Below are 18139 nucleotides of genomic sequence, written 5' to 3'. Positions count from 1 at the left end.
GGCGTTTCGTTAAGCGCTTGTTCTATATTCGTCGCTATGTAATTCTAATATTACGGATTATGGACAGTAAAACGCTGTTCAATGGAATGAGAGGTGTTTCGATGAAGGTTTGTATTGTTGTTTTATTTTGCTTGTCACTCACTGGTTGCGCTCAATTTATTGCTGATAAAATTACAGCGCCAAAAGACAATCAATTTTCGGGAAATATTGACGCCCTAATCTCAAAAACTGAGTTTTGTGACGACCTCGGTTATTGCATCAAAGGTCAACAACTTAAGGAAGTCAGCTCCAGTTCATCTTCTTACCAATTTAAGCTCAACGAACAAGTTTGGCATTTTAAATCAACCAAAGAAGACACTCCTATATCACATGACCCAAGCAGTTTAATTTTGGTTTTTCCTGGCTTTAATCAACCAACTGAAATCGTCGCACTTCACCAACAGTGGATTAAACATATCACTGGCGCTGAAGTGATCGTGTTTCAAAGTGCCGATATGTCCGTACCTTTTAAATTCGGCTTGGACTTTGTGTCGCCAGTCATTTCTTTAATTGAACAAAAGCAACCAAGCCAAGTGCACTTAATTGGTTTTTCTATGGGTGCACTCGCCGCTCAAGCTGTCTCAGCTCAAACATCATCAATATATACCATAGAAACTCGCCTACATCTTATTGCACCTATGACCGACTTCCACGACTCGACGCTTGCTTTATGGGACATAATTCACAAAGACAAACTATATTCGACCTTTATTTCTGATGAAACTGTGGAGGAAGCCGTTCAACTTATTTATACCAACTCCAACCTTTCCGCTGACGACACCGACCTTGTCACTAAAACAAAGCACTCACGTATTCCAACCTTTGTCTACGCGTCAACAAACGATAGAGTAACTTCAGCTAAAGATTGGAGGCAGGTTGATTCATCACACATTAAGTTACATAACTACGACAAGTTAAACCACATAGAAACAGTGGCCTTGACTCATACAGAATTGTTAAAAGACTTTGTCTCAAACCTAATAAACAAAGAGGTCTCGCCAACTAACACTAAAGTGCTTGGAACGATTTGCGATATAAATGACCGCCAATGTATGACAGGACTCCAAGCTCAATAAGGCCCCCATTGAGCTCTTTATTTTTAGTCCATTAAGGCTTCAACCTACTCTTATACTCATCGAGGTATTGTTGGTGCTTATTTTGATGCCATGGATTCATAAATTTAGACTTTTCGACTGCAACCGACTGAACCTGTATCGCTTGTTCAATCTTGCCCTGCTCAGCTAACGCTTTCGCTAAAGAAGCATGCGCATAGGCAGAGTCTGGATACAGTTCTGTCACCTTAGTGTAAATCGCCATCGCTTCACTGGGACTGCGGGTGGCGATTGATTTTGCCAGCGATTTAAGCGAGCCTTCTGCGGAGATCTCAAAGCCATATTTATGTTTTGAAAGGTCATTGTAATAGGCAATGATGGCATCTACACCGCGCTTAGAGATCTCTGAATCTGGCGCTAAATCCTCGTGAATATCATTAAACAAGGTCTCTATGCCTTCTAGTATGGTTACAACTGGGCGAGACATATAATAATGTTCATCCTGGTTATTAGAATGCCAAGTTAGTTGTGAGTTATTGTGTTTTGATAGAGCCCCTTCAAATTCTTTAAAAGACGCGACGTGAGCTTTTTCATAATTATGATCGCCAATGGTCATATATAAAAATTTCATCTTGTCGTACTCGGCCATAAGTTTTGTCGGAGCGTCAGACAACACACGACCAAAGTCATTATTCAAAGTTGGGCTACTTATAAAGTAGGCATCGAACATACTCGGCCTATTTAAAAGCGCATACAGACCAATTGCGCCATTACTCATAAAGCCACTGTATATTCTGAAGCCGTTAGTTCGGTATTTTTTATCTACCTGCTTCAATACCCCGTGCTCGATAATATCCAAAAGCCTTTGGTTACTTGGATCAGCCACTAAATTCTCTAATTCCGCAGCGAATTCAGCGTTATAGCCTGCGGGCGTTACCACTATCGTTTTAAGCCAGGGCCACTCACCATTGTGACTTAACCAGTCATGCATACCACTGATTAGTGGTTGGATTCTGGGGTGCAGATCAAACAAAACAAAATAGCGTTTGCCCTGCCCTTGTTGATAATTTTGTGGGAGAGTCACGTTGTATTTTAAAGAAGACTTAAACCCCTCCGGCTTAACTTCGATCGTTTCGACTGGATTTAATGTTTTAATATCAACCGCCCAACCCGAAGCTGAAAGTGACAACAGCACAAGCAGTAAAATGTTTTTCATGAAATGTCCTTATTGTAAAAGTCGGAGGTTAAGTCTTGTTTGAGGTTTTTCTTCGCTGCCCATTAAAGTCATATAAAAGCATCAAAAACAAGGATTTTGTCACTTCTTCAGCGCCTTAACGAGACAGACATAGGTTAGCTCTTTTTTCAGATAAAAAAGCGGTACGGTGTAGAGTATTTTTGCAATTTTTGGGGGTTTGTTTGGCGGCATAGGTGGCAGTTGATACGTTGCGGACATAAAGCAAAGGATTACGTAAATTGGCCATCCAGGAGCAATGATTACGAGATTGTAAAACCGTGAAAAGGGAGGTTCGATTTAAAGAGAAATCAAAGTACCTAGTTTTTCAGCGGAAGCTGGTGTTAGTATTAGTTCATAATAAAGAACTTTCATGTGAATTAAATTGACAATGGAGTGTTTATGAAAAATTTATTAGCCCTAATTACTTTTGTGCTTATCAGTGTATCTACAAGTAGTGAAGCGAAGAATATTTATGCTGATGTACAGGTTACAGATGTCACACCTAAAAGTGAGTATATTTGGGAGCGTGCAAATCAAAACACTCCTAAATACCCAGTCGAACTTGCTAGATCAGGAATAAGAGGATGTGCTGTTTTGTCTTTTAATGTTTCAGATTCAGGAGAGACTGAGAATATTGAGATCTTAAAGTCTGTGCCAAAAAAGCAACTTGGTAAAGCTTCCAGAAAGATGTTAAAAAAATGGAAATGGGTCCCAGCTTCAACGGTTGGAGAAACTCAGTCAGAAAAAAGAACATTAAGGTTGGATTTTTGTATGGGCGGAGAGTCAACTGAACAAGCTCAAAACGCTTGTAAACAACAAACAAAATTGGCATGTAACTGATTCACATAACAAGCCGCTGTAGTTTGCTCACTGCATTCGTTGGGATAAATCATTGCTGGCTCCCTCCGCTTCTCTTGTTATTTTAGCCAGCAATAATCTGTCCCTAAGCGGAGCGTTAGGCTATACAGTTGAAAGTTTCGCTGTCAGTGATGCTATAGTGCCACTTAAACCTGTTAAGAGTTCGATTATGAAAGTTGAATTAGTTACAACCTTAAAAAGGCAGGCTAAAGAGCAAATGAATAAATTGCTGAAATAGTTTGGACGCAACCCGCTCTTAATGAGCTTGATGAAATTGCTGAATACATTGCAGTGTCTATTTTGGTTGCTGCGAAAAAAACTAGTTCAAACTTTATTTAGTAAAGTAGAAAGGTAAGAAGAACACCCCGAACCTGGAGAAATCCCTTTGGAAATACCGACCCTTAATTACAGGGAACTAGTAATAAAGCGATGTCGAGTATTTTATAAAATTGATAGAAACAAGGTTTTTATATTGCACGTTATGCGTCACGAACAACATCTTAGGCGATTCTTGCTGACTTAGTGGGATCTACGAATGTCACCTACTGGCACTTTTGTGAAGTTCGGCTGAGTACGTGCAGCGGACTCCCAATAGGAGTGGGAGTTAAATCTGGAAAACGCGTAATCAGCCGTTCGAATTCTAATGAAAACAAAGAGCCTAGTACTGCCTAGGAAACCGATGTTACTTTGAGATTTCATTAATAAATTATTTTGTTTTTAGAGGGCTCGCTTTACATCCATGCTTTTATGGAGAACTCGAATAATTACGACCTCTTCCTTTCCAAAAACTTTGTAATAAATGACATGGCTGCCTTGAGGCCGCTTTCTATAACCTTCTCTGATGTAATCGCAGACATAACCTAGTTCTGGTTTCTCTGCAATTTGATGAAATGCGCTATCCAGTAACTTTAAATAGTTATTTCTCTGCTCTTGGCCCCAGTTAAGTTGCGTGTAACGACCTATTTTCATTAAATCTGAATGAACTTTTTTAGATAAATGAAACTTCATATTAATGATTTTCTTTATCCAAATCATTTAAGAGAGAATCATATGAATAATCAGCGACGCCACTGTTCTCTCCCTCAATTAACATGTTCCTTAGATTATTCATTTTTAATTCCTGATCTTCTAAGGCTCGTAACCCAGCTCTTATCACTTCACTTGCAGAACCATACCTGCCAGACTCTAACTGCTGGCTAATAAATGAGTCAAAATGCTCACCTAATGTAACACTTGTATTTTTCGCCATCACAACCTCCTATACCAATATTTAATATATTTTGGTAGCAAAAGCATGGCAAGTCAATTAAGGAAGACAAAAACCGTTTCCTCCTTCTCGCACGTCGCTAAAGTATAAGCATTATTTTTTTGCTTCTTTTTGAAGCTTAATATGACTGCTTTGACGAGAGAGATTTATGGCTTTTAATGAATTCGAAACAAAGAAAATAGAAAAGATAGCTGAAACTTTTTTAAACGAACACCGTCCACCGCCAAATATCAGAAATCGATTGGATATTGGGTGGCGTCTAGAAAAACAATCTATTTTTATCTTTGAAACGCGCCCACGTTGGGATAGTCCATCTGAATATCATAACTTTGATATAGCTAAATCTACATTTGTTCGAAGTCAGGGAGAATGGAAGATATATTGGATGCGCCGCGATTTAAGGTGGCATGGCTATGAACCGAAACCACAAGTTAAAACTATTGAGCAGGTATTTAAAGTGGTCGCCAAAGATCAGTACGGATGTTTTTTTAGTTAACTCACATCTCAAAAGACTATGGCTCAATTGACAGCTTCTAGCATTTTTGTGGAGCCGATTCGTACGTTCAAGAGACGCTCACAATCATTTAACTCTATTGGTTAAAATATACAAAACGGACGTTCCGCTAACTCATTTATACCAAAAAGCTAGTTAGCTCCGAAAGGTTAACTGAAATACGGATATTGATGAAGTTTGCCTAAAATCAGTTGGAAAGTTCATTCATCTAATACTTTTTAACGCTTTGAAATTTATATTATTTCCAATAAACTAATTTGTTGTAGTTTGGCGGGTTTTACTGAGCCGTATACATAATAGAGTTAGGTCTTTATCAAGTTCGAAATAATTTTTAAACCAAGGAATAAAATGGACAAGAAAAAGTTTGCAAGAGTTGCCGAGTCACTCAGAAAGTTTCAGCGAGCTGAACTAAAAGAATTTGAAAACGAGCTTGGCCAAAAACCCGTTGATAAGGTTTATGTAGATCCTCTTGAAGGAGAGGCTGTGCTCGAAACAGTTTTGTCGGGAAATACAACTTTTCTATTTGGTCGAAAAGGTACTGGTAAGAGTACGATTATTTCACGGGCTCAATCAGAGCTAAGGAAAAAACAAGATTCGTTATCTATATATCTTGATGTTAAGTCAATTAATGAAACGTCCCAGACGTCCAGTGTTTTATCCAACTTTTCCGAAAATAGAGAGGTTGTATTAGAAATAATTCAACCACACATACTAAGAAAAGCTTTTTTGATTGAGATATTCACAAAGCTCATTGATGAGTTAGATAGTATATGTAAGAAAACATCCATCATTGATCGATTTTTGGGTCGTCATTACAAGTATGAAGAATTAAAATCTGAAATCGATTTGCTTAAAGAAAGAGCTAGGAGTGGAGTTTTACATAATGCGGAATTGCCCATCCTTCAAACTATTGAAAAGGAAGTAAAAAAAAGACATCAGGAAGGTCTAAAACGGAAAGATAACGCAGAATTAGCTGGTGAAGCGTCAATAAGTAAAGCATCGATTAAAGCAGGGCTAAAAACTGAAGATGTCGAAGAAATATTAGACGATGATGAAGTATATGAGAAATATTCCAAGGCAGTGCTTCGTACTTTTCCATATCAAGAATTGATTAAAAAACTAACTGACCTGTTAAATGAGCTTTCTTTTTCTAGTCTAGTGATTTTTTTCGATGATTTTTCTGAGTTAACGTGGATTGAACAGAGGTTATTTGTGGATGTTATTTTGGCGCCATTGAATAATACGAGCGATGAAAAGATAAAGCTTAAAGTTGCAGCTTACCCCGGTCGAGCTTATTACGGAAACATAGATCCAAGTAAAATTGATATATTAAATTTAGACTTTTATCACCTTTATAAAAGCTCTGATGTGCAAACCATGGAACAGAAAGCTATTGATTACACAAGAAGGCTAATCGAAAACAGGTTTTTGGCGTTTGGCATTAGACCAGAGGACTATTTTTCATCGGTAGCAGATATAAAAGATTATTATATTTTGCTATTTCAGGTCTCATTTAATGTCCCTCGATTGATGGGGCATATACTCCACAGTTGTTATCTTGATCAGGTTTCTAGGAACGAAAAAATCACATTGCAAAGCATACGATTGGCTTCACGAAAATACTATGAGAACGTTCTTTTTCAATATTTCGACAGGAAGAATAGGTACGCAACCGAACCATTCAGTCGCAAGCTTGATAGATATAATCAAAAACTGCTCTTGAAAAAGTTAACGAATGAATCTAAATCGCTAAAGACAAAGATATCTACCGGAGAAGTTGGAGGTAAATACTTTGAAGGGCTGTCTAACCCACCTGTTAGCCACTTTACAGTATACCCAACATTAGAACCTATGCTGGCCTCTCTTGAGTTAAATTTTTTATTAACCAAATACCATGAAATGAGAGATAAATCAGGAAATGATGTCTCCGTCTACTGTTTGAATTATGGTTTATGCGAGGATGAACGCTTAGCTTGGGGCTATCCAAAAGGAAGACGTGATGACAGAAGTTACTTTGTACAACGGTGCTTTTCATATAATGGAGTCGTTCATCAGTTTCTGGCGTCCACACAGACAATAAAATGTGATAGCTGCGGCGCCACTTATCCTATCGAAGAGAAAGAAAAAATTGAATATTTTGACTGGCTTTGTAAAGAGTGCAAACAAGGTCGTTGTAAAGTCACCTCTCTATCTGATGATTATATAAAGGAACTTCAAAATCTAAACGAAGATCTAAAACTGGAAGAGGTGGAACTAGATATATTGGAAATATTGAAATCTGAAGGCAGAGAAATGAGGGCTGGCGAAGTTTCAGCTTTAATCGATAAGTCGCATCAATTAGTTGGATGGAGAACAACCAAGTTAAAAGAAAACGATTTGGTAGAAAAAGAATCAAAAAACAATGTTACTTTGAACAAAATAACAGAACGTGCGAAAGCCATATATTTTAACGATGAAAGCGAGAGTAATCTCAAGACGTAAAATAATTAAGTCCCAACTTAATATGTCTCATATGATTTTTAGGTTTTTATCAAAACCTGCAGTTCCGACTGAACCATTGGGCAATTTTCGGATCTCTTTGGTTGAATATTCAGTTAGTAGTTATGACTGGTTCTTGTTAAGAAATATTCTTACTTTAAGCGCATACTCTAAAAGAAAGTCGTTTTGGATAAAAAGCTGTCGTTACTTCTTTAAAGTGAGCAATTTTTGTGCAAGTATAATTTCACAAATACTATGATGTGATAAAGAAGTCAGCTAATGATTGGTTATGTATGTCAGTGGCTTTTATCTACAAGCCCAAGTACGTTGTGAAGCAATGTGAAAGTAGCAACAAAATTAGGAGATGAAATGTCTCAAGAATTAAGCGGATTTGTTCAATTAAGTGCACCTGAGCTTTTAAAGGCTCTAGAAGGAAAAAAGCTAGATCCTAATAAAATCGATTCTTTATATACCAAGGTAGAGTCAGGTTTTAATTTGTCTGAATCCGATATTTTGGAAATGACGAACGAAATATTAGCGAGTTGCTCTATGCAACAATTATATGAGTTGCTTGCTTCCTCACATGTAAATGAGTCAGGGCAATCGGTAGTTGAGCTGAAAATCGAAAAACGAAAAGAAAAGCCTGTAATATGTTCGATTGAGGACATGGACTACGAAATGGCCATGTCTAGAATGAAAGAGTTTACTGCCAGTCTTAATGATGAATTAGAGTCAACTAATGTTGAGCTAAATTCTCTACAAGCGGGGTTTGATTCTATTTTTCATCACTCTTCGAAAATCGGGGGGGAACTATGATCGGGAAAGTAAAAGACTTCTTTAAAAAAGGGGAATTCTATACTCATCTACATGACTCGCTTGAATCAATAAATAGAAAAATCAATAACAACTCATCTTACATTAAAAAATTGATAAATAATGACACAAAGCTTGCGCAGGAATTAAGCCTCTTACGACAAGAAAATCAATATTTAAAAGAAAGACTACAATCTTTAGAGGACAAAATATGGAATGTTTTTTCTACGGCTCGAACCGACGGAGTTACTGCAAACCAAGAAAAAAATGCTAAACTTTTGGAATCCTCAAGAAAACTTCCCAAATAGACAAGTTAGAGCGTAGACAGTGAATATTTAAAGAAGGTACGAAAAAACAACTCACATTTCGATAATGTAAATGTCCATTCCTTGCTCATAGCTTTCTATCAGATAAAGTCCAATCCTACTCAACGAAACGGTAAGAGCAGACATGACCTACTACACCTAAAAAGCCATATTGTCGGTCTGGTTTACCACATATTATAAAACCTGTGGATGATAAGGACGTCATATTTCAGAGGACATAGCTCGTCTTTGTCCATAAATTAGTTGGCTGAAGGTCTGTTTTCGCAAAGCTCTTAAACTGACATTCGTTAGTCCTAACGACTGCTAATTGCGAGCACCAGTCCCCATAGGAAAGGCACACCACCGTCCGCTCCTTGTCTGAAGCAGACTAAAAAGACTCATTCAATGAACGTCTACTAGTTAACCCTTTGAGTTCTAAAAGCTCACCTTGCAGGCTCACGTTTAGGTACTAGTAAAATATACGCTACCCACGCGAACCACGAAATGAATAAAAACGCCAGTACCCATAAAACTTTTCGAAAACCTGAAGTTCTATCCGACATTAATAATAAAACTAGTGGCACAAACCAAACCGCAACGACTAGCAATATTAGCGTTACACTTAATAGCATTTCCATATGATTGATTTCCTTAGATATTATAAGAGCTTTATACTAACACCCATCAAGTTACTTCAACAGCCCTTTAGCTCTGCTTTGACCTTAACTGTTTTTCAACAGCGTATTCATGATTTAAAAGCCCTAGCTTTAAATCATTCCGCCAATGACCACCTAATTTAAAGTTATCCCTAATTGTCCCCTCATGAGTAAAACCCAAGGCTTTTAGTAAATTAAATGATGGGGTGTTACCTTCTGTGACGGTTGCGATTACTTTATGAAAGTTACATTGGTCAAAGGCATATTCAATAACTGCTATGGTAGACTCTTTACCGAAGCCTTTGCCTTGAAACTCTGGACTTAGCAAAAAGCCAAGTTCAGCTTGTTGATAAGGTTCCCACTCAGGATAAAAACCAGTTACGCCAATTTTTTTCTCAGTTGCTTTTTCTATTATTGTTAACGTTAACCATTGATTAACGGTCTTTTTCCATCCACCTAAGCGAGCATCAAAACGGTCTTTAATTGCTGATTCGGTAAAAGGGTCGCTGACATATTTGATCACTTCACTTGATTGATGAAGCCCCTTAAAAAGCTTCCAATCATTTTCATTAAGTGGCCTTAAAATCAACCTGGGGGTTTCAATTTGCACTGGCTATCCTTTGTCACATTACCTTTAAAAAATTTACATTGTAGAAATAGTGAAATCGTTAAACTAAAACACCAAAGGATAAAACAAGCGTCATAAATTAATTACTAGTTACTTTGCTTTATTTGGCTAAGTAGTCGCTGCTGTCGATTGACGTAGACGTCGTAACCGTCGTCCCCCTCTTTTGACAGCTTCAATGAGGTATTTACCTGTTTTAATGACTCTTTGTATTGCTTATTTTGTTCGTACGCGTAGGCCAAGCCATTGTAGGCGCTCGCCATTTCAGGGTATAACTCTATGTTGTATTTAAACACCTCAATGGCATTTTTAAAGTCTTCATTTCTAACTAAAAAATACCCTAGTTCTCGCATGACCCACTCTTCAGCGTTGATCGAGTAGCCACGTTGCTCAGACACGCGCTTGTAGTAATTTTTAATCGAACTTACACCGTCTTTAAGTTCTGGGTAAGGCATAACTAACGGTAAGAATAGGTTGTGATATGCATTGAACAAGCCTGCTACCGACGTCAATCCGTGCGGAACATCAGGAAAAAAGTCGGTTACTAACTCCAAATTCTTGGGTTTGTTACGCAGAATATCTGCCAGCATATCATCATAAACTTGGCGCATTTGTATATGTTCTGACCCCATATTCATATACAAATAGCTGCTGAGCTCTTTTGTATCAGACATGAACTTAGTTAACGCTTTGGCGGTTTTGTGTTCGCCCCACCATACTGCTGGGCTATATGCGATGTGTGCATCAAACAAGTGTGGTTTGGTTCTTAAGGTATGCAGTGCAAATAATCCAGCAACGGATGCTCCTGCTATAACTTTAAAATCCCCAATTCTGTATTGGTCTTTTAAGCGGGGAAGCAGCTCGCTTTCAATAAAGTTTAAAAACTTATCAGCGCCTCCGCCTTGACCTAGTGGCCCTCTTGGATCTTCATTCACGTAAGGCGCCAAATCCCTGAGTCTGTCCGTGTTTTCAATGGCGACCAAAATCACCTCTGGTGCCGAACCCGCCTCAAATAAGGTATTTAAAATGGAGGACTCTCTTGGCATGTTTGTGGCGCCATCCAACCTAAGGATAAGTGGATATGTTTGATCGGTCTTTTCAAAATAAGACTTGGGAAGCTGTACCGCTATTTCACGCTGCTCACCGAGAATTTTAGAATTCAACGAAACATTCTGAAGCAATGCCTCTTGTGCTAGCACATTAGAAACACTTAAGAAGAGTAATATCGCAGTGAAAAGTCGCTGACAAGATTGCATTGAAATATCCTTATTTTTTAGAAACCTAGACTAGCCAGTCTGTTTCTTTAAACGTGTATTTAGTTAACAAAGGTGTCTTTAGACCTTTGAGAATATATTAAATAGGGAGACCATATTATTAACGGCACGACACTGCGGGCAATTTCTTTCATTGTCTCCGAGTCAAAGGCCTCTAAACCAGGCACTAACAGAGAAGCAACATAAGCATTGATAATGATTAGTATGGTAGAAACAAGTGCCAGCCCAAAGTACCACTTAGGGAGATTACTTTTTTTGTTAAAGAATAGATATATAAGATAAATCCCAGCGATCGCCATCATAAGATTGATTAAGATCTCGCTAATAAAAAAAGTCCCAAAATATGGAATATAAGCGTCGCTACTAGGTAGTGTTAACGCGTCCCATGTACCGTTGGTAAAAAACGCTGGGTAGTTAGTACCAATGTAAAAAAACTGCCTTACCGGCGACAACACAACACCGATGGCAACTATGATTAACCAACCACCAATAGCAAGTGGTTCTTTTTTATCTATATTTTCAATTGTTTTCAATGTACGCTCCTTTGTACTTCCTAGCGCATTTGACATAATTTGCGCCATTGCTTGAGTCGCTTACTTTTCGTAAGCTTTGCCCTCAAAAGTGGTTAAAAAAGAATTTGATTTTTACTCAGATGGTGGCGGAATGCAAACACCCTGGGCAGTAAAATACTCGACCAATATAAAGGCTATTGCCGCAGCCATTCGAGAATTAGTGAACTGATTTAAAACGTACTTACAAGAACGTCTTGGTTGCAAATATTAAAGGGCTCTATGCTTTATCTATATTGACATTGAGTACTTTTCCACAGCTGTCACACGTGACGGAGCAAGTAGTATTTTTGTTGTAGTTTAATATCGCTTGCTCTAATTCATCTGCGGATATGCCTATCGACTGGGATAGTTTTTCGATTGTGGACTGCTCTTCTGAGGTGATGACTCCATCTTCTAATGCCGCATTTATTTCCTGTTCTAATAATTCTCTTCTCGTTCTGAGTTCATCACCAAACTTGGCCGCTAACATGGCCGCTGGCAATGCAACAATTCCAACCCCCAATAACATGATAAAAATAGCAATAAATTTACCTAAGAAGGTAACCGGTGTCACATCGCCGTATCCCACGGTTGTCATGGTGACAACCGACCACCAAATAGCGCTTGGAATACTGTCAAACACCTCGGGTTGTGCGTCGTTTTCTAGACTGTACATCACACTTGCTGAGAGTATTACCAAAACTCCCATTATGAAAATAGCAGCACCAATACTAGGCAATTCTTTTTTTAGAACATCGATAAATAACCGTAACCCTTTGAAGTAATGCGTTAACTTTAATAGCCTAAGCATTCTCAACATTCGAAGATATCTGAGGTCGATAGTAAATATAAACGATAAATAAAACGGGGCGATGGCTAACAAATCAATGAGTGAGACAGGTTTAAATAAGTATTTGACTCTAGATTTTATAGGTGTCGTTTTATCGCACTTTGGTGATTCAACCGACACCCAAATTCGAACAAAATACTCGATAGTAAACACAACGACTGAAAATACATTAAAAACGTAAAACTCGGTTTTATACGCTGTACCGATTGGCTTGTAGGATTCGAGGACAATCGCAAAGACATTTAGGATGATCAATCCTACGATAAATCCGCTAAACAGCTTACTGAGCATCGAACCATCAAACCCGTGTTCAAGCGCTTCGTATACTTTTTTTCGAGTGCTGTGTGTTTTATCCATTTTCCTGTTTGGTCCCTATCCGCTCAATTTTATTAGAGCTTGTTTTTACAAGCTTTATTATGAATGAGTTATGTCGTTAAGTCTAAGTCTAGGCTTTTATCTGTTGTTCTTTTGCCTCTTCATTTAAAAAATGAAAGTAGGCCTGAGTTAATGGAATCGCAATTTGCGAAATCAACGCCGTCCCCCACAATAAGTTACCGACTAAAGCTGGTACAAATGGCAAAACGATTAAAGTAACCAATGCCAAAAACACACCAAAAAACCGAACTTTGGCCGTCGCAAATTTGTGTGCTACTCGCTCTTCGATGTTGCCCTGAATCCATAATAAGCAGAGTAAATAAGCGGCAAGACCGATACAGCCTATCGCACCATATTTAAGAGGGTATGGGTCCCAAAAGCCCACTTTGACCTCACCAGCAAGTGCAACACCCATCATTACCGCCGATAACATAAGGAACAAATGAGCCAACCACCAGTTGACTAAAGTCCATTTTGCTTGGCTTTTAGGTTTGCCGTTACCCACAAAATCAAAATAAATCCAACACTGCACAAAAACAGCAATACCACCAAACATGAAGTTAAATAAAACTTCTGGAGTGACTTTATAAACTCCTTTTTCAGAAAGCGTAATGACTAGCTTAAAGAACCCCTCTCCTACGACAATCAAAAGCAATAAAGCAAAGCGCTCGGACATGTGACCTAATCTAGGTAAAAATCGCTTACACTCCAAAACGCCTATTTTTGGTAGCATGTACAAAAACTGGATTGAAATAATTCCAGCTCCAAATACGATGAAGTTATATGGCTTAGGTAAAAACGCACTGACAGCAAATACAATCGCGAGACCAAAAAAGTTACGACTGACCGTACGTGAGAGAACGGTAACTTCAACACCTAGCTTGTTTGTACGGTAGTACAAATACGCCGTTATTAATCGATTGGCCGCATAAGCGAGAGCAAAAAACGTCCAACCCTTGTTCAAAACATGAGGAATTGATGCGGCCATCACCATAGCAGTGACGATTTGGCAGGACATGATTAAGCGGTGTTTAAAATCAGTGCTGACATAAAGTGAATTAAATACACTAGAGTCTGCCCAAGCAAACCAAACTGCAATAAACAATCCTGCAAACGCCCAAAAGCCATCCATTGTGAGATGATCACTTAAAAAGTTACCAAGTAAAAATATAATGACGACATGGATTAAGTCGTAAAATAATTCAACCCAGTGCACGTGATCATGCGTTCCTTCATGATCTAAGTGGTGCTTTGGTAATCTCCACATTGGATGGTTTTGTAGCGCCATATCAATTCCCCGTTTTTATTAAAGCCTACTTGTGCATGCCACGAATTGGATAATTATTGTCTGGGTTACGAATCCACCCTAGGCCATTAATTAATGACTGTAGCTCTGGTCGCACAAACGGGTTGTTTGAGATATCCACAACATGAACTTTTCCTTCACTGTTAACGACAAACAGCCCAGGTTCAGCAAACGGGTGATCCGTCTCCTCTGGGGACCTCGGATCAGAAATGTACAAACCGAGCTCTTTCATTTGTTCGACAGTAAGACCATAAGCAATAGGAAAGCTAACGTTGAGTTTTTCCATATGACTTTGAAGTTGATCTTTACTGTCACCAGAGACAGCAATTAAGTCTACGCCGACCTGTGCAAGTAAATCTTTAGCACTCTCTAGTTGATTGAGGTATCGAGTACACAAAGGACAATGCTGCCCTCTATAAACAACCACCATTTTCCAATCTAAACCGTTTTCAGGAATCGAAAGTGTTGTTTGATCACCATTTAATAACTTTGCGTCAATAACCGGAAAGTCATCACCTGGGTGCAACTTATTGGTATATTGAATGCTCATAGCAGCTCCTTACAATTTTGATTAAAAATGCTCGTTTATATGCGCTTCAAATCGTTTGAAGTCGTTTTCAACGTCAGCATTTTTCATCACGTCAAAGCTGGCAAAGGTTGGCATTGGTTTCATACCAAAGAACTTAAAGTTCATGTGCGTAGGGAACATCAAATCATCAACCGATTTGCCATCAAAAAACTCAGTCTTATCGTCAAATGATTCGGCAGGTGCATTAAATGTTAGGGATATCATGTATTTTGTGTCGGTTAACGTGCCACCTGTACCATAGTTTTTCTTTGGTGCGTCTTCTGAGCGGCCGTCGCCATGACAAAGTGCCCCGCCCATGCCTGCGGTATACACTTCATCCATATATTTTTTGAAGGACCAAGGCACACCCATCCAATTAACTGGTGTTTGCAAAAAGACAATATCCGCCCATTGGTGCAACGCTAATTGTTCATCGATGTCATATTCGTCACTCATCGTCACGATGCGGGTGTCATATCCTTTTTGTTCAAAGATAGTTATCGCCTTATCAATTAACGCTGCATTTAGCTTACCCTCTGAAAATGGATAGTATTGATGGGCGTTAATAATTAAAACATTTTTTGAATCAGTAGTAGTCATATAGCAACTCCAATTTATTACTAATAAAAATAAGTCAGAGAAACGTTCTCTAACTCCGTCTCTATGTGTTATCTTTGTGTGGTATATATTAGTAACCTATTGCCGACAATCAATTAGTATACTTTTAGTAACCTAGTAAATTTATCAGGAGTATTGATGGAAAGTGTTGTAAAAACAGATAGTAAGGGGCGAAAAAAAGTTTTAAATGTTTGTACCGAGCCCTGTGCCATAGAAAAAGGCATGCGATTGATTGGTGGAAAATGGAAAGGCTCTATTATTTATCACCTCAAAGACGAGCCGGTAAGATTTAATGACTTAACCCGTATGTTAGGCGGCGCCAGCAAAAAAATGGTCGACCAGCGCCTCAAAGAGCTTGAAAGTGAAGGCATGGTAGTGCGCAAAGTGATCAGTGACAGACCCGTTGCAGTTACGTATGAACTCACCGACTTTGGTAAAACGGCATTGAGTATTTTGGACCAACTGCGCATTTGGTCAGAGTCACACAAAATTTAAGGGTATTCCCATGAATTACCTAGCTCATCTTTATCTAGCCCAATCTACAGCGGATTCACACTTTGGTAATCTTTTGGGGGATTTTGGTGGCAAAAGAATCGCTAACGATTTACCAATGACAGTAAAAAGAGGCCTCGACAACCACTATTTCGTCGATAGATTTACTGATAATCATAAGATGGTGATCCAAGCTAAGCAGTTATTCTCGCCTCAGCGAAAACGATTTGCTGGTATTGCCATAGACGTTGTATTTGATCATTTTCTTATTCAGCACTGGCAGCGGTTTAATCAGATACCACTAGAAGACTTTAAAACCAAAAGCTATCAGCTCTTACGTCAACGTATCGATTATATGCCTGCTAGAATGCAAAGGGTTGTAACTAGTATGGTTAACAATGACTGGTTTAAGGAGTATGAAACTACGACAGGTATTGGCACTGCCTTGGACAATATCGCAAAAAGAATTCGATTTACTAATCGCTTTTCAGGGGCCATTGAAGACATTGAGCGTCATTATGGCCAACTTGAAATGGTGTTTTTGGAGTTTTTTCCACAACTGATTGAACATGTTAACGATCATGGGCCTGAAAAGTCAGCGCTAATGGAAAGAGGATAGAGCTCTTCCCTATCGGTGTTAAGAATTTGCTATGTAACGTCCTGCTCTATCGCGTACAAATCCTCATCAATGCTTTGCACTCGCTTTTCAAAAACGGTACGCGCGTCCTCAATGCCTTTGTTATAAAAATGGCCACCAAGCTCTTTGGTGATAAAGTCCAATAAAAACTCCGCATCAAACTGGCCTAATTCAACATCCAATTCTGACCCCATATAGTCTTGTAATCGCTCTACAATTGTGTCTTTTTGTTGTTGAGTAAATTCTATTTTAGCCACTTCTTCTCCCTGTTTATTTTTCTGGCTCTAGGATCTTGATGTTGCATGCCAAGTTTGGCGGATCACAGACGTTGCTCTATGTGTTAGTTGAATATGGAACACATCACCTTCTTTGACTTCACCAACCCCTTTAGGTGTTCCCGTCATCAAAATGTCGCCATCCGCCAAACTCATAAAGCGAGACACTTCTGAAATTAATGCTTCAGGTTTGTGGATCATCAACTCAACATTGGCTTGTTGCGCAACCTCATTGTTAATGGTCAATACCATCTCATAGTCAGATAAATTACCTTCACATGCGATAAACTCGCTAAAGACTGCAGAGCCATCAAAAGCTTTGGCTCGCTCCCACGGTAGTCCTTTGGCCTTTAACTCTGTTTGAACTTGTCTCTTGGTCAGGTCTAAACCCACACCGATACCGGCGAGTTGATTATTTTTAATTAAAAAACAAATTTCCGCTTCGTAATGAATTTGCTCTTTGGGGTTTGAAATTGGATCTTGTGTAGTCCACAGCACATCAGAAAGGGCTGAGTTGGGTTTGATAAACACCACAGGCTCGGTAGGCATTTCGTTGTTGAGCTCTTTAATGTGGTCGACATAATTGCGACCAATACAAACCACTTTACTCGGAATGACAGTTTGGCTATTAAAATTAATAGTGTTCATTTTAGATACCAAGTTTCTTTTGAAGGGCTGGCGCTATAAGGTGTTTTTCTACGTTAAGTGGATCACAACTTTGCCCTTCTTCATTAAAATCTATAGGCCCAATTAATCGCGCTATTTTTAATGCCCTTTGATTAAGGTTCACTGAGCGTTTACCAATACCAAGTAAAGCGCCGCCCATAGCCAACAAGACTTTTTTGGAGGCTTTGTTATAAGACGATTCTATTGTATCGAGTACGTTTTCAAAAAAATCATCTGTGTACTGTTTGGATTTCTTTTTAGAAAACTCATACACCAAGCCATAAGCACAACTTTGCCTGACGACATCGTCGCTGTTAAGCCACTCAATAGCAACATCGAATGCAACTGGCGACTTTGCAAGCGTTGCATCACAGGAAGAAAAGACATGAGTTAACATACCACCATGTAATTCTTGTACTTGTTGTTCGGCTTGTGCTTTGGTAATTAATTTGGGCTCATCGATTAATAATCCCAACACTTTGGCATCGTAACAGTCGGTTTGCCACAGTATTTGGGCGAGCTCTCGATTACGACCTATTTGTTTGGCCAACTTACGCTGCGTGGTCAGCCCCAATCCAAAACTTGTTAAGCCACCTGTGTTGCTCATTTTATTCCAATGAGTAATGCCTTTTTCATTTTTATGCTGTTCTAACAGCTCAAACACATCCGTTTTGTTCATTGCATGG

21 protein-coding genes and 1 pseudogene are annotated in these 18139 nt (G+C 38.8%); 9 read left to right on the top strand and 13 right to left on the bottom strand.

The features are described 5' to 3' along the window. Positions 1-101: 101 nt before the first annotated feature. Positions 102-1115, top strand: a complete 1014-nt coding sequence (locus tag J1N51_RS00620; protein WP_208832091.1) for a hypothetical protein — start codon at positions 102-104, stop codon at positions 1113-1115. A 31-nt stretch (positions 1116-1146) separates the two neighbouring features. Here the strand turns inward: J1N51_RS00620 and J1N51_RS00615 are convergent, their stop codons facing one another. Continuing rightward, the gene (locus J1N51_RS00615) at positions 1147-2307 is read right to left on the bottom strand and encodes a tetratricopeptide repeat protein (RefSeq protein WP_208832090.1); all 1161 of its coding nucleotides are present in this window, start codon (positions 2305-2307) and stop codon (positions 1147-1149) included. Between the two features lie 417 nt (positions 2308-2724). Between J1N51_RS00615 and J1N51_RS00610 the strand changes: the two genes are divergently transcribed. Both J1N51_RS00610 and J1N51_RS00605 read left to right on the top strand, forming a co-directional pair. After that, positions 2725-3165 carry an energy transducer TonB gene (locus J1N51_RS00610; protein WP_208832089.1) on the top strand — a complete coding sequence of 147 codons (441 nt, stop codon included), beginning with the start codon at positions 2725-2727 and terminating at the stop codon, positions 3163-3165. A gap of 243 nt (positions 3166-3408) precedes the next feature. After that, positions 3409-3706: pseudogene (locus J1N51_RS00605) on the top strand (type II toxin-antitoxin system RelE/ParE family toxin). A gap of 194 nt (positions 3707-3900) precedes the next feature. Here J1N51_RS00605 and J1N51_RS00600 read toward each other — a convergent pair. Next, positions 3901-4191, bottom strand: a complete 291-nt coding sequence (locus tag J1N51_RS00600; RefSeq protein WP_208832088.1) for a type II toxin-antitoxin system RelE/ParE family toxin — start codon at positions 4189-4191, stop codon at positions 3901-3903. A gap of 1 nt (position 4192) precedes the next feature. Beyond that, complete coding sequence (locus tag J1N51_RS00595) at positions 4193-4432, bottom strand: type II toxin-antitoxin system ParD family antitoxin (RefSeq protein ID WP_208832087.1); 240 nt, start codon at positions 4430-4432, stop codon at positions 4193-4195. A gap of 166 nt (positions 4433-4598) precedes the next feature. On the opposite strand from J1N51_RS00595, the gene J1N51_RS00590 reads away from it, so the two are divergent. From J1N51_RS00590 to J1N51_RS00575, 4 genes are all read left to right on the top strand, one after another. Further along, positions 4599-4946: a DUF3024 domain-containing protein gene (locus tag J1N51_RS00590; protein ID WP_208832086.1), complete on the top strand. Its 348-nt coding sequence runs from the start codon at positions 4599-4601 to the stop codon at positions 4944-4946. 366 nt (positions 4947-5312) lie between these two features. Continuing rightward, positions 5313-7445: a hypothetical protein gene (locus tag J1N51_RS00585; RefSeq protein WP_208832085.1), complete on the top strand. Its 2133-nt coding sequence runs from the start codon at positions 5313-5315 to the stop codon at positions 7443-7445. A 366-nt stretch (positions 7446-7811) separates the two neighbouring features. Then, positions 7812-8258, top strand: a complete 447-nt coding sequence (locus J1N51_RS00580) for a hypothetical protein (RefSeq protein WP_208832084.1) — start codon at positions 7812-7814, stop codon at positions 8256-8258. Then, positions 8255-8563: a hypothetical protein gene (locus J1N51_RS00575; protein ID WP_208832083.1), complete on the top strand. Its 309-nt coding sequence runs from the start codon at positions 8255-8257 to the stop codon at positions 8561-8563. The genes J1N51_RS00580 and J1N51_RS00575 overlap by 4 nt, the downstream gene beginning before the upstream one ends. 702 nt (positions 8564-9265) lie before the next feature. Here the strand turns inward: J1N51_RS00575 and J1N51_RS00570 are convergent. From J1N51_RS00570 to J1N51_RS00540, 7 genes are all read right to left on the bottom strand, one after another. Next, positions 9266-9826 carry a GNAT family N-acetyltransferase gene (locus tag J1N51_RS00570; RefSeq protein ID WP_208832082.1) on the bottom strand — a complete coding sequence of 187 codons (561 nt, stop codon included), beginning with the start codon at positions 9824-9826 and terminating at the stop codon, positions 9266-9268. A gap of 104 nt (positions 9827-9930) precedes the next feature. Continuing rightward, positions 9931-11097: an alpha/beta hydrolase-fold protein gene (locus tag J1N51_RS00565; protein WP_208832081.1), complete on the bottom strand. Its 1167-nt coding sequence runs from the start codon at positions 11095-11097 to the stop codon at positions 9931-9933. A 59-nt stretch (positions 11098-11156) separates the two neighbouring features. Beyond that, the gene (locus tag J1N51_RS00560) at positions 11157-11648 is read right to left on the bottom strand and encodes a DUF2569 domain-containing protein (protein ID WP_208832080.1); all 492 of its coding nucleotides are present in this window, start codon (positions 11646-11648) and stop codon (positions 11157-11159) included. Between the two features lie 256 nt (positions 11649-11904). After that, a complete protein-coding gene (locus J1N51_RS00555) occupies positions 11905-12873 on the bottom strand; it encodes an ion transporter (RefSeq protein ID WP_208832079.1) in 969 nt (322 codons plus the stop codon). A gap of 88 nt (positions 12874-12961) precedes the next feature. Continuing rightward, positions 12962-14179 (bottom strand): low temperature requirement protein A, encoded by a 1218-nt coding sequence (locus tag J1N51_RS00550; protein ID WP_208832078.1) that lies wholly within the window; start codon positions 14177-14179, stop codon positions 12962-12964. Positions 14180-14204: 25 nt separating this feature from the next. Beyond that, positions 14205-14747 carry a peroxiredoxin-like family protein gene (locus tag J1N51_RS00545; protein ID WP_208832077.1) on the bottom strand — a complete coding sequence of 181 codons (543 nt, stop codon included), beginning with the start codon at positions 14745-14747 and terminating at the stop codon, positions 14205-14207. A 21-nt stretch (positions 14748-14768) separates the two neighbouring features. Next, positions 14769-15365 (bottom strand): NAD(P)H-dependent oxidoreductase, encoded by a 597-nt coding sequence (locus J1N51_RS00540; RefSeq protein ID WP_208832076.1) that lies wholly within the window; start codon positions 15363-15365, stop codon positions 14769-14771. Between the two features lie 156 nt (positions 15366-15521). Between J1N51_RS00540 and J1N51_RS00535 the strand changes: the two genes are divergently transcribed. Both J1N51_RS00535 and J1N51_RS00530 read left to right on the top strand, forming a co-directional pair. Continuing rightward, the gene (locus J1N51_RS00535) at positions 15522-15878 is read left to right on the top strand and encodes a winged helix-turn-helix transcriptional regulator (RefSeq protein ID WP_208832075.1); all 357 of its coding nucleotides are present in this window, start codon (positions 15522-15524) and stop codon (positions 15876-15878) included. A gap of 10 nt (positions 15879-15888) precedes the next feature. Next, complete coding sequence (locus J1N51_RS00530; protein ID WP_208832074.1) at positions 15889-16494, top strand: acyl carrier protein phosphodiesterase; 606 nt, start codon at positions 15889-15891, stop codon at positions 16492-16494. Positions 16495-16523: 29 nt separating this feature from the next. On the opposite strand, the gene J1N51_RS00525 is transcribed toward J1N51_RS00530, so the two are convergent. From J1N51_RS00525 to J1N51_RS00515, 3 genes are read right to left on the bottom strand one after another with little or no spacing between them, the layout of a single operon-like run. Further along, a complete protein-coding gene (locus J1N51_RS00525; protein WP_208832073.1) occupies positions 16524-16769 on the bottom strand; it encodes a DUF2164 domain-containing protein in 246 nt (81 codons plus the stop codon). Positions 16770-16796: 27 nt separating this feature from the next. Then, complete coding sequence (locus J1N51_RS00520; RefSeq protein WP_208832072.1) at positions 16797-17435, bottom strand: fumarylacetoacetate hydrolase family protein; 639 nt, start codon at positions 17433-17435, stop codon at positions 16797-16799. Between the two features lies 1 nt (position 17436). Then, positions 17437-18132: a DNA alkylation repair protein gene (locus J1N51_RS00515; protein ID WP_208832071.1), complete on the bottom strand. Its 696-nt coding sequence runs from the start codon at positions 18130-18132 to the stop codon at positions 17437-17439. Positions 18133-18139 lie beyond the last annotated feature (7 nt).

This window comes from Psychrosphaera ytuae (assembly GCF_017638545.1).
GTDB lineage: Bacteria > Pseudomonadota > Gammaproteobacteria > Enterobacterales > Alteromonadaceae > Psychrosphaera > Psychrosphaera ytuae.
This window is presented reverse-complemented; position numbering and strand designations above follow the sequence as displayed.

Bases quoted from the DNA above. Each gene is read 5' to 3' on its own strand.
- J1N51_RS00520 (WP_208832072.1), bottom strand. From the start codon at position 17,435: ATGAACACTATTAATTTTAATAGCCAAACTGTCATTCCGAGTAAAGTG.
- J1N51_RS00530 (WP_208832074.1), top strand. From the start codon at position 15,889: ATGAATTACCTAGCTCATCTTTATCTAGCCCAATCTACAGCGGATTCA.
- J1N51_RS00600 (WP_208832088.1), bottom strand. From the start codon at position 4,191: ATGAAGTTTCATTTATCTAAAAAAGTTCATTCAGATTTAATGAAAATA.
- J1N51_RS00580 (WP_208832084.1), top strand. From the start codon at position 7,812: ATGTCTCAAGAATTAAGCGGATTTGTTCAATTAAGTGCACCTGAGCTT.
- J1N51_RS00555 (WP_208832079.1), bottom strand. From the start codon at position 12,873: ATGGATAAAACACACAGCACTCGAAAAAAAGTATACGAAGCGCTTGAA.
- J1N51_RS00540 (WP_208832076.1), bottom strand. From the start codon at position 15,365: ATGACTACTACTGATTCAAAAAATGTTTTAATTATTAACGCCCATCAA.
- J1N51_RS00590 (WP_208832086.1), top strand. From the start codon at position 4,599: ATGGCTTTTAATGAATTCGAAACAAAGAAAATAGAAAAGATAGCTGAA.
- J1N51_RS00610 (WP_208832089.1), top strand. From the start codon at position 2,725: ATGAAAAATTTATTAGCCCTAATTACTTTTGTGCTTATCAGTGTATCT.
- J1N51_RS00535 (WP_208832075.1), top strand. From the start codon at position 15,522: ATGGAAAGTGTTGTAAAAACAGATAGTAAGGGGCGAAAAAAAGTTTTA.
- J1N51_RS00565 (WP_208832081.1), bottom strand. From the start codon at position 11,097: ATGCAATCTTGTCAGCGACTTTTCACTGCGATATTACTCTTCTTAAGT.
- J1N51_RS00615 (WP_208832090.1), bottom strand. From the start codon at position 2,307: ATGAAAAACATTTTACTGCTTGTGCTGTTGTCACTTTCAGCTTCGGGT.
- J1N51_RS00585 (WP_208832085.1), top strand. From the start codon at position 5,313: ATGGACAAGAAAAAGTTTGCAAGAGTTGCCGAGTCACTCAGAAAGTTT.
- J1N51_RS00515 (WP_208832071.1), bottom strand. From the start codon at position 18,132: ATGAACAAAACGGATGTGTTTGAGCTGTTAGAACAGCATAAAAATGAA.
- J1N51_RS00575 (WP_208832083.1), top strand. From the start codon at position 8,255: ATGATCGGGAAAGTAAAAGACTTCTTTAAAAAAGGGGAATTCTATACT.
- J1N51_RS00550 (WP_208832078.1), bottom strand. From the start codon at position 14,179: ATGGCGCTACAAAACCATCCAATGTGGAGATTACCAAAGCACCACTTA.
- J1N51_RS00620 (WP_208832091.1), top strand. From the start codon at position 102: ATGAAGGTTTGTATTGTTGTTTTATTTTGCTTGTCACTCACTGGTTGC.
- J1N51_RS00545 (WP_208832077.1), bottom strand. From the start codon at position 14,747: ATGAGCATTCAATATACCAATAAGTTGCACCCAGGTGATGACTTTCCG.
- J1N51_RS00595 (WP_208832087.1), bottom strand. From the start codon at position 4,432: ATGGCGAAAAATACAAGTGTTACATTAGGTGAGCATTTTGACTCATTT.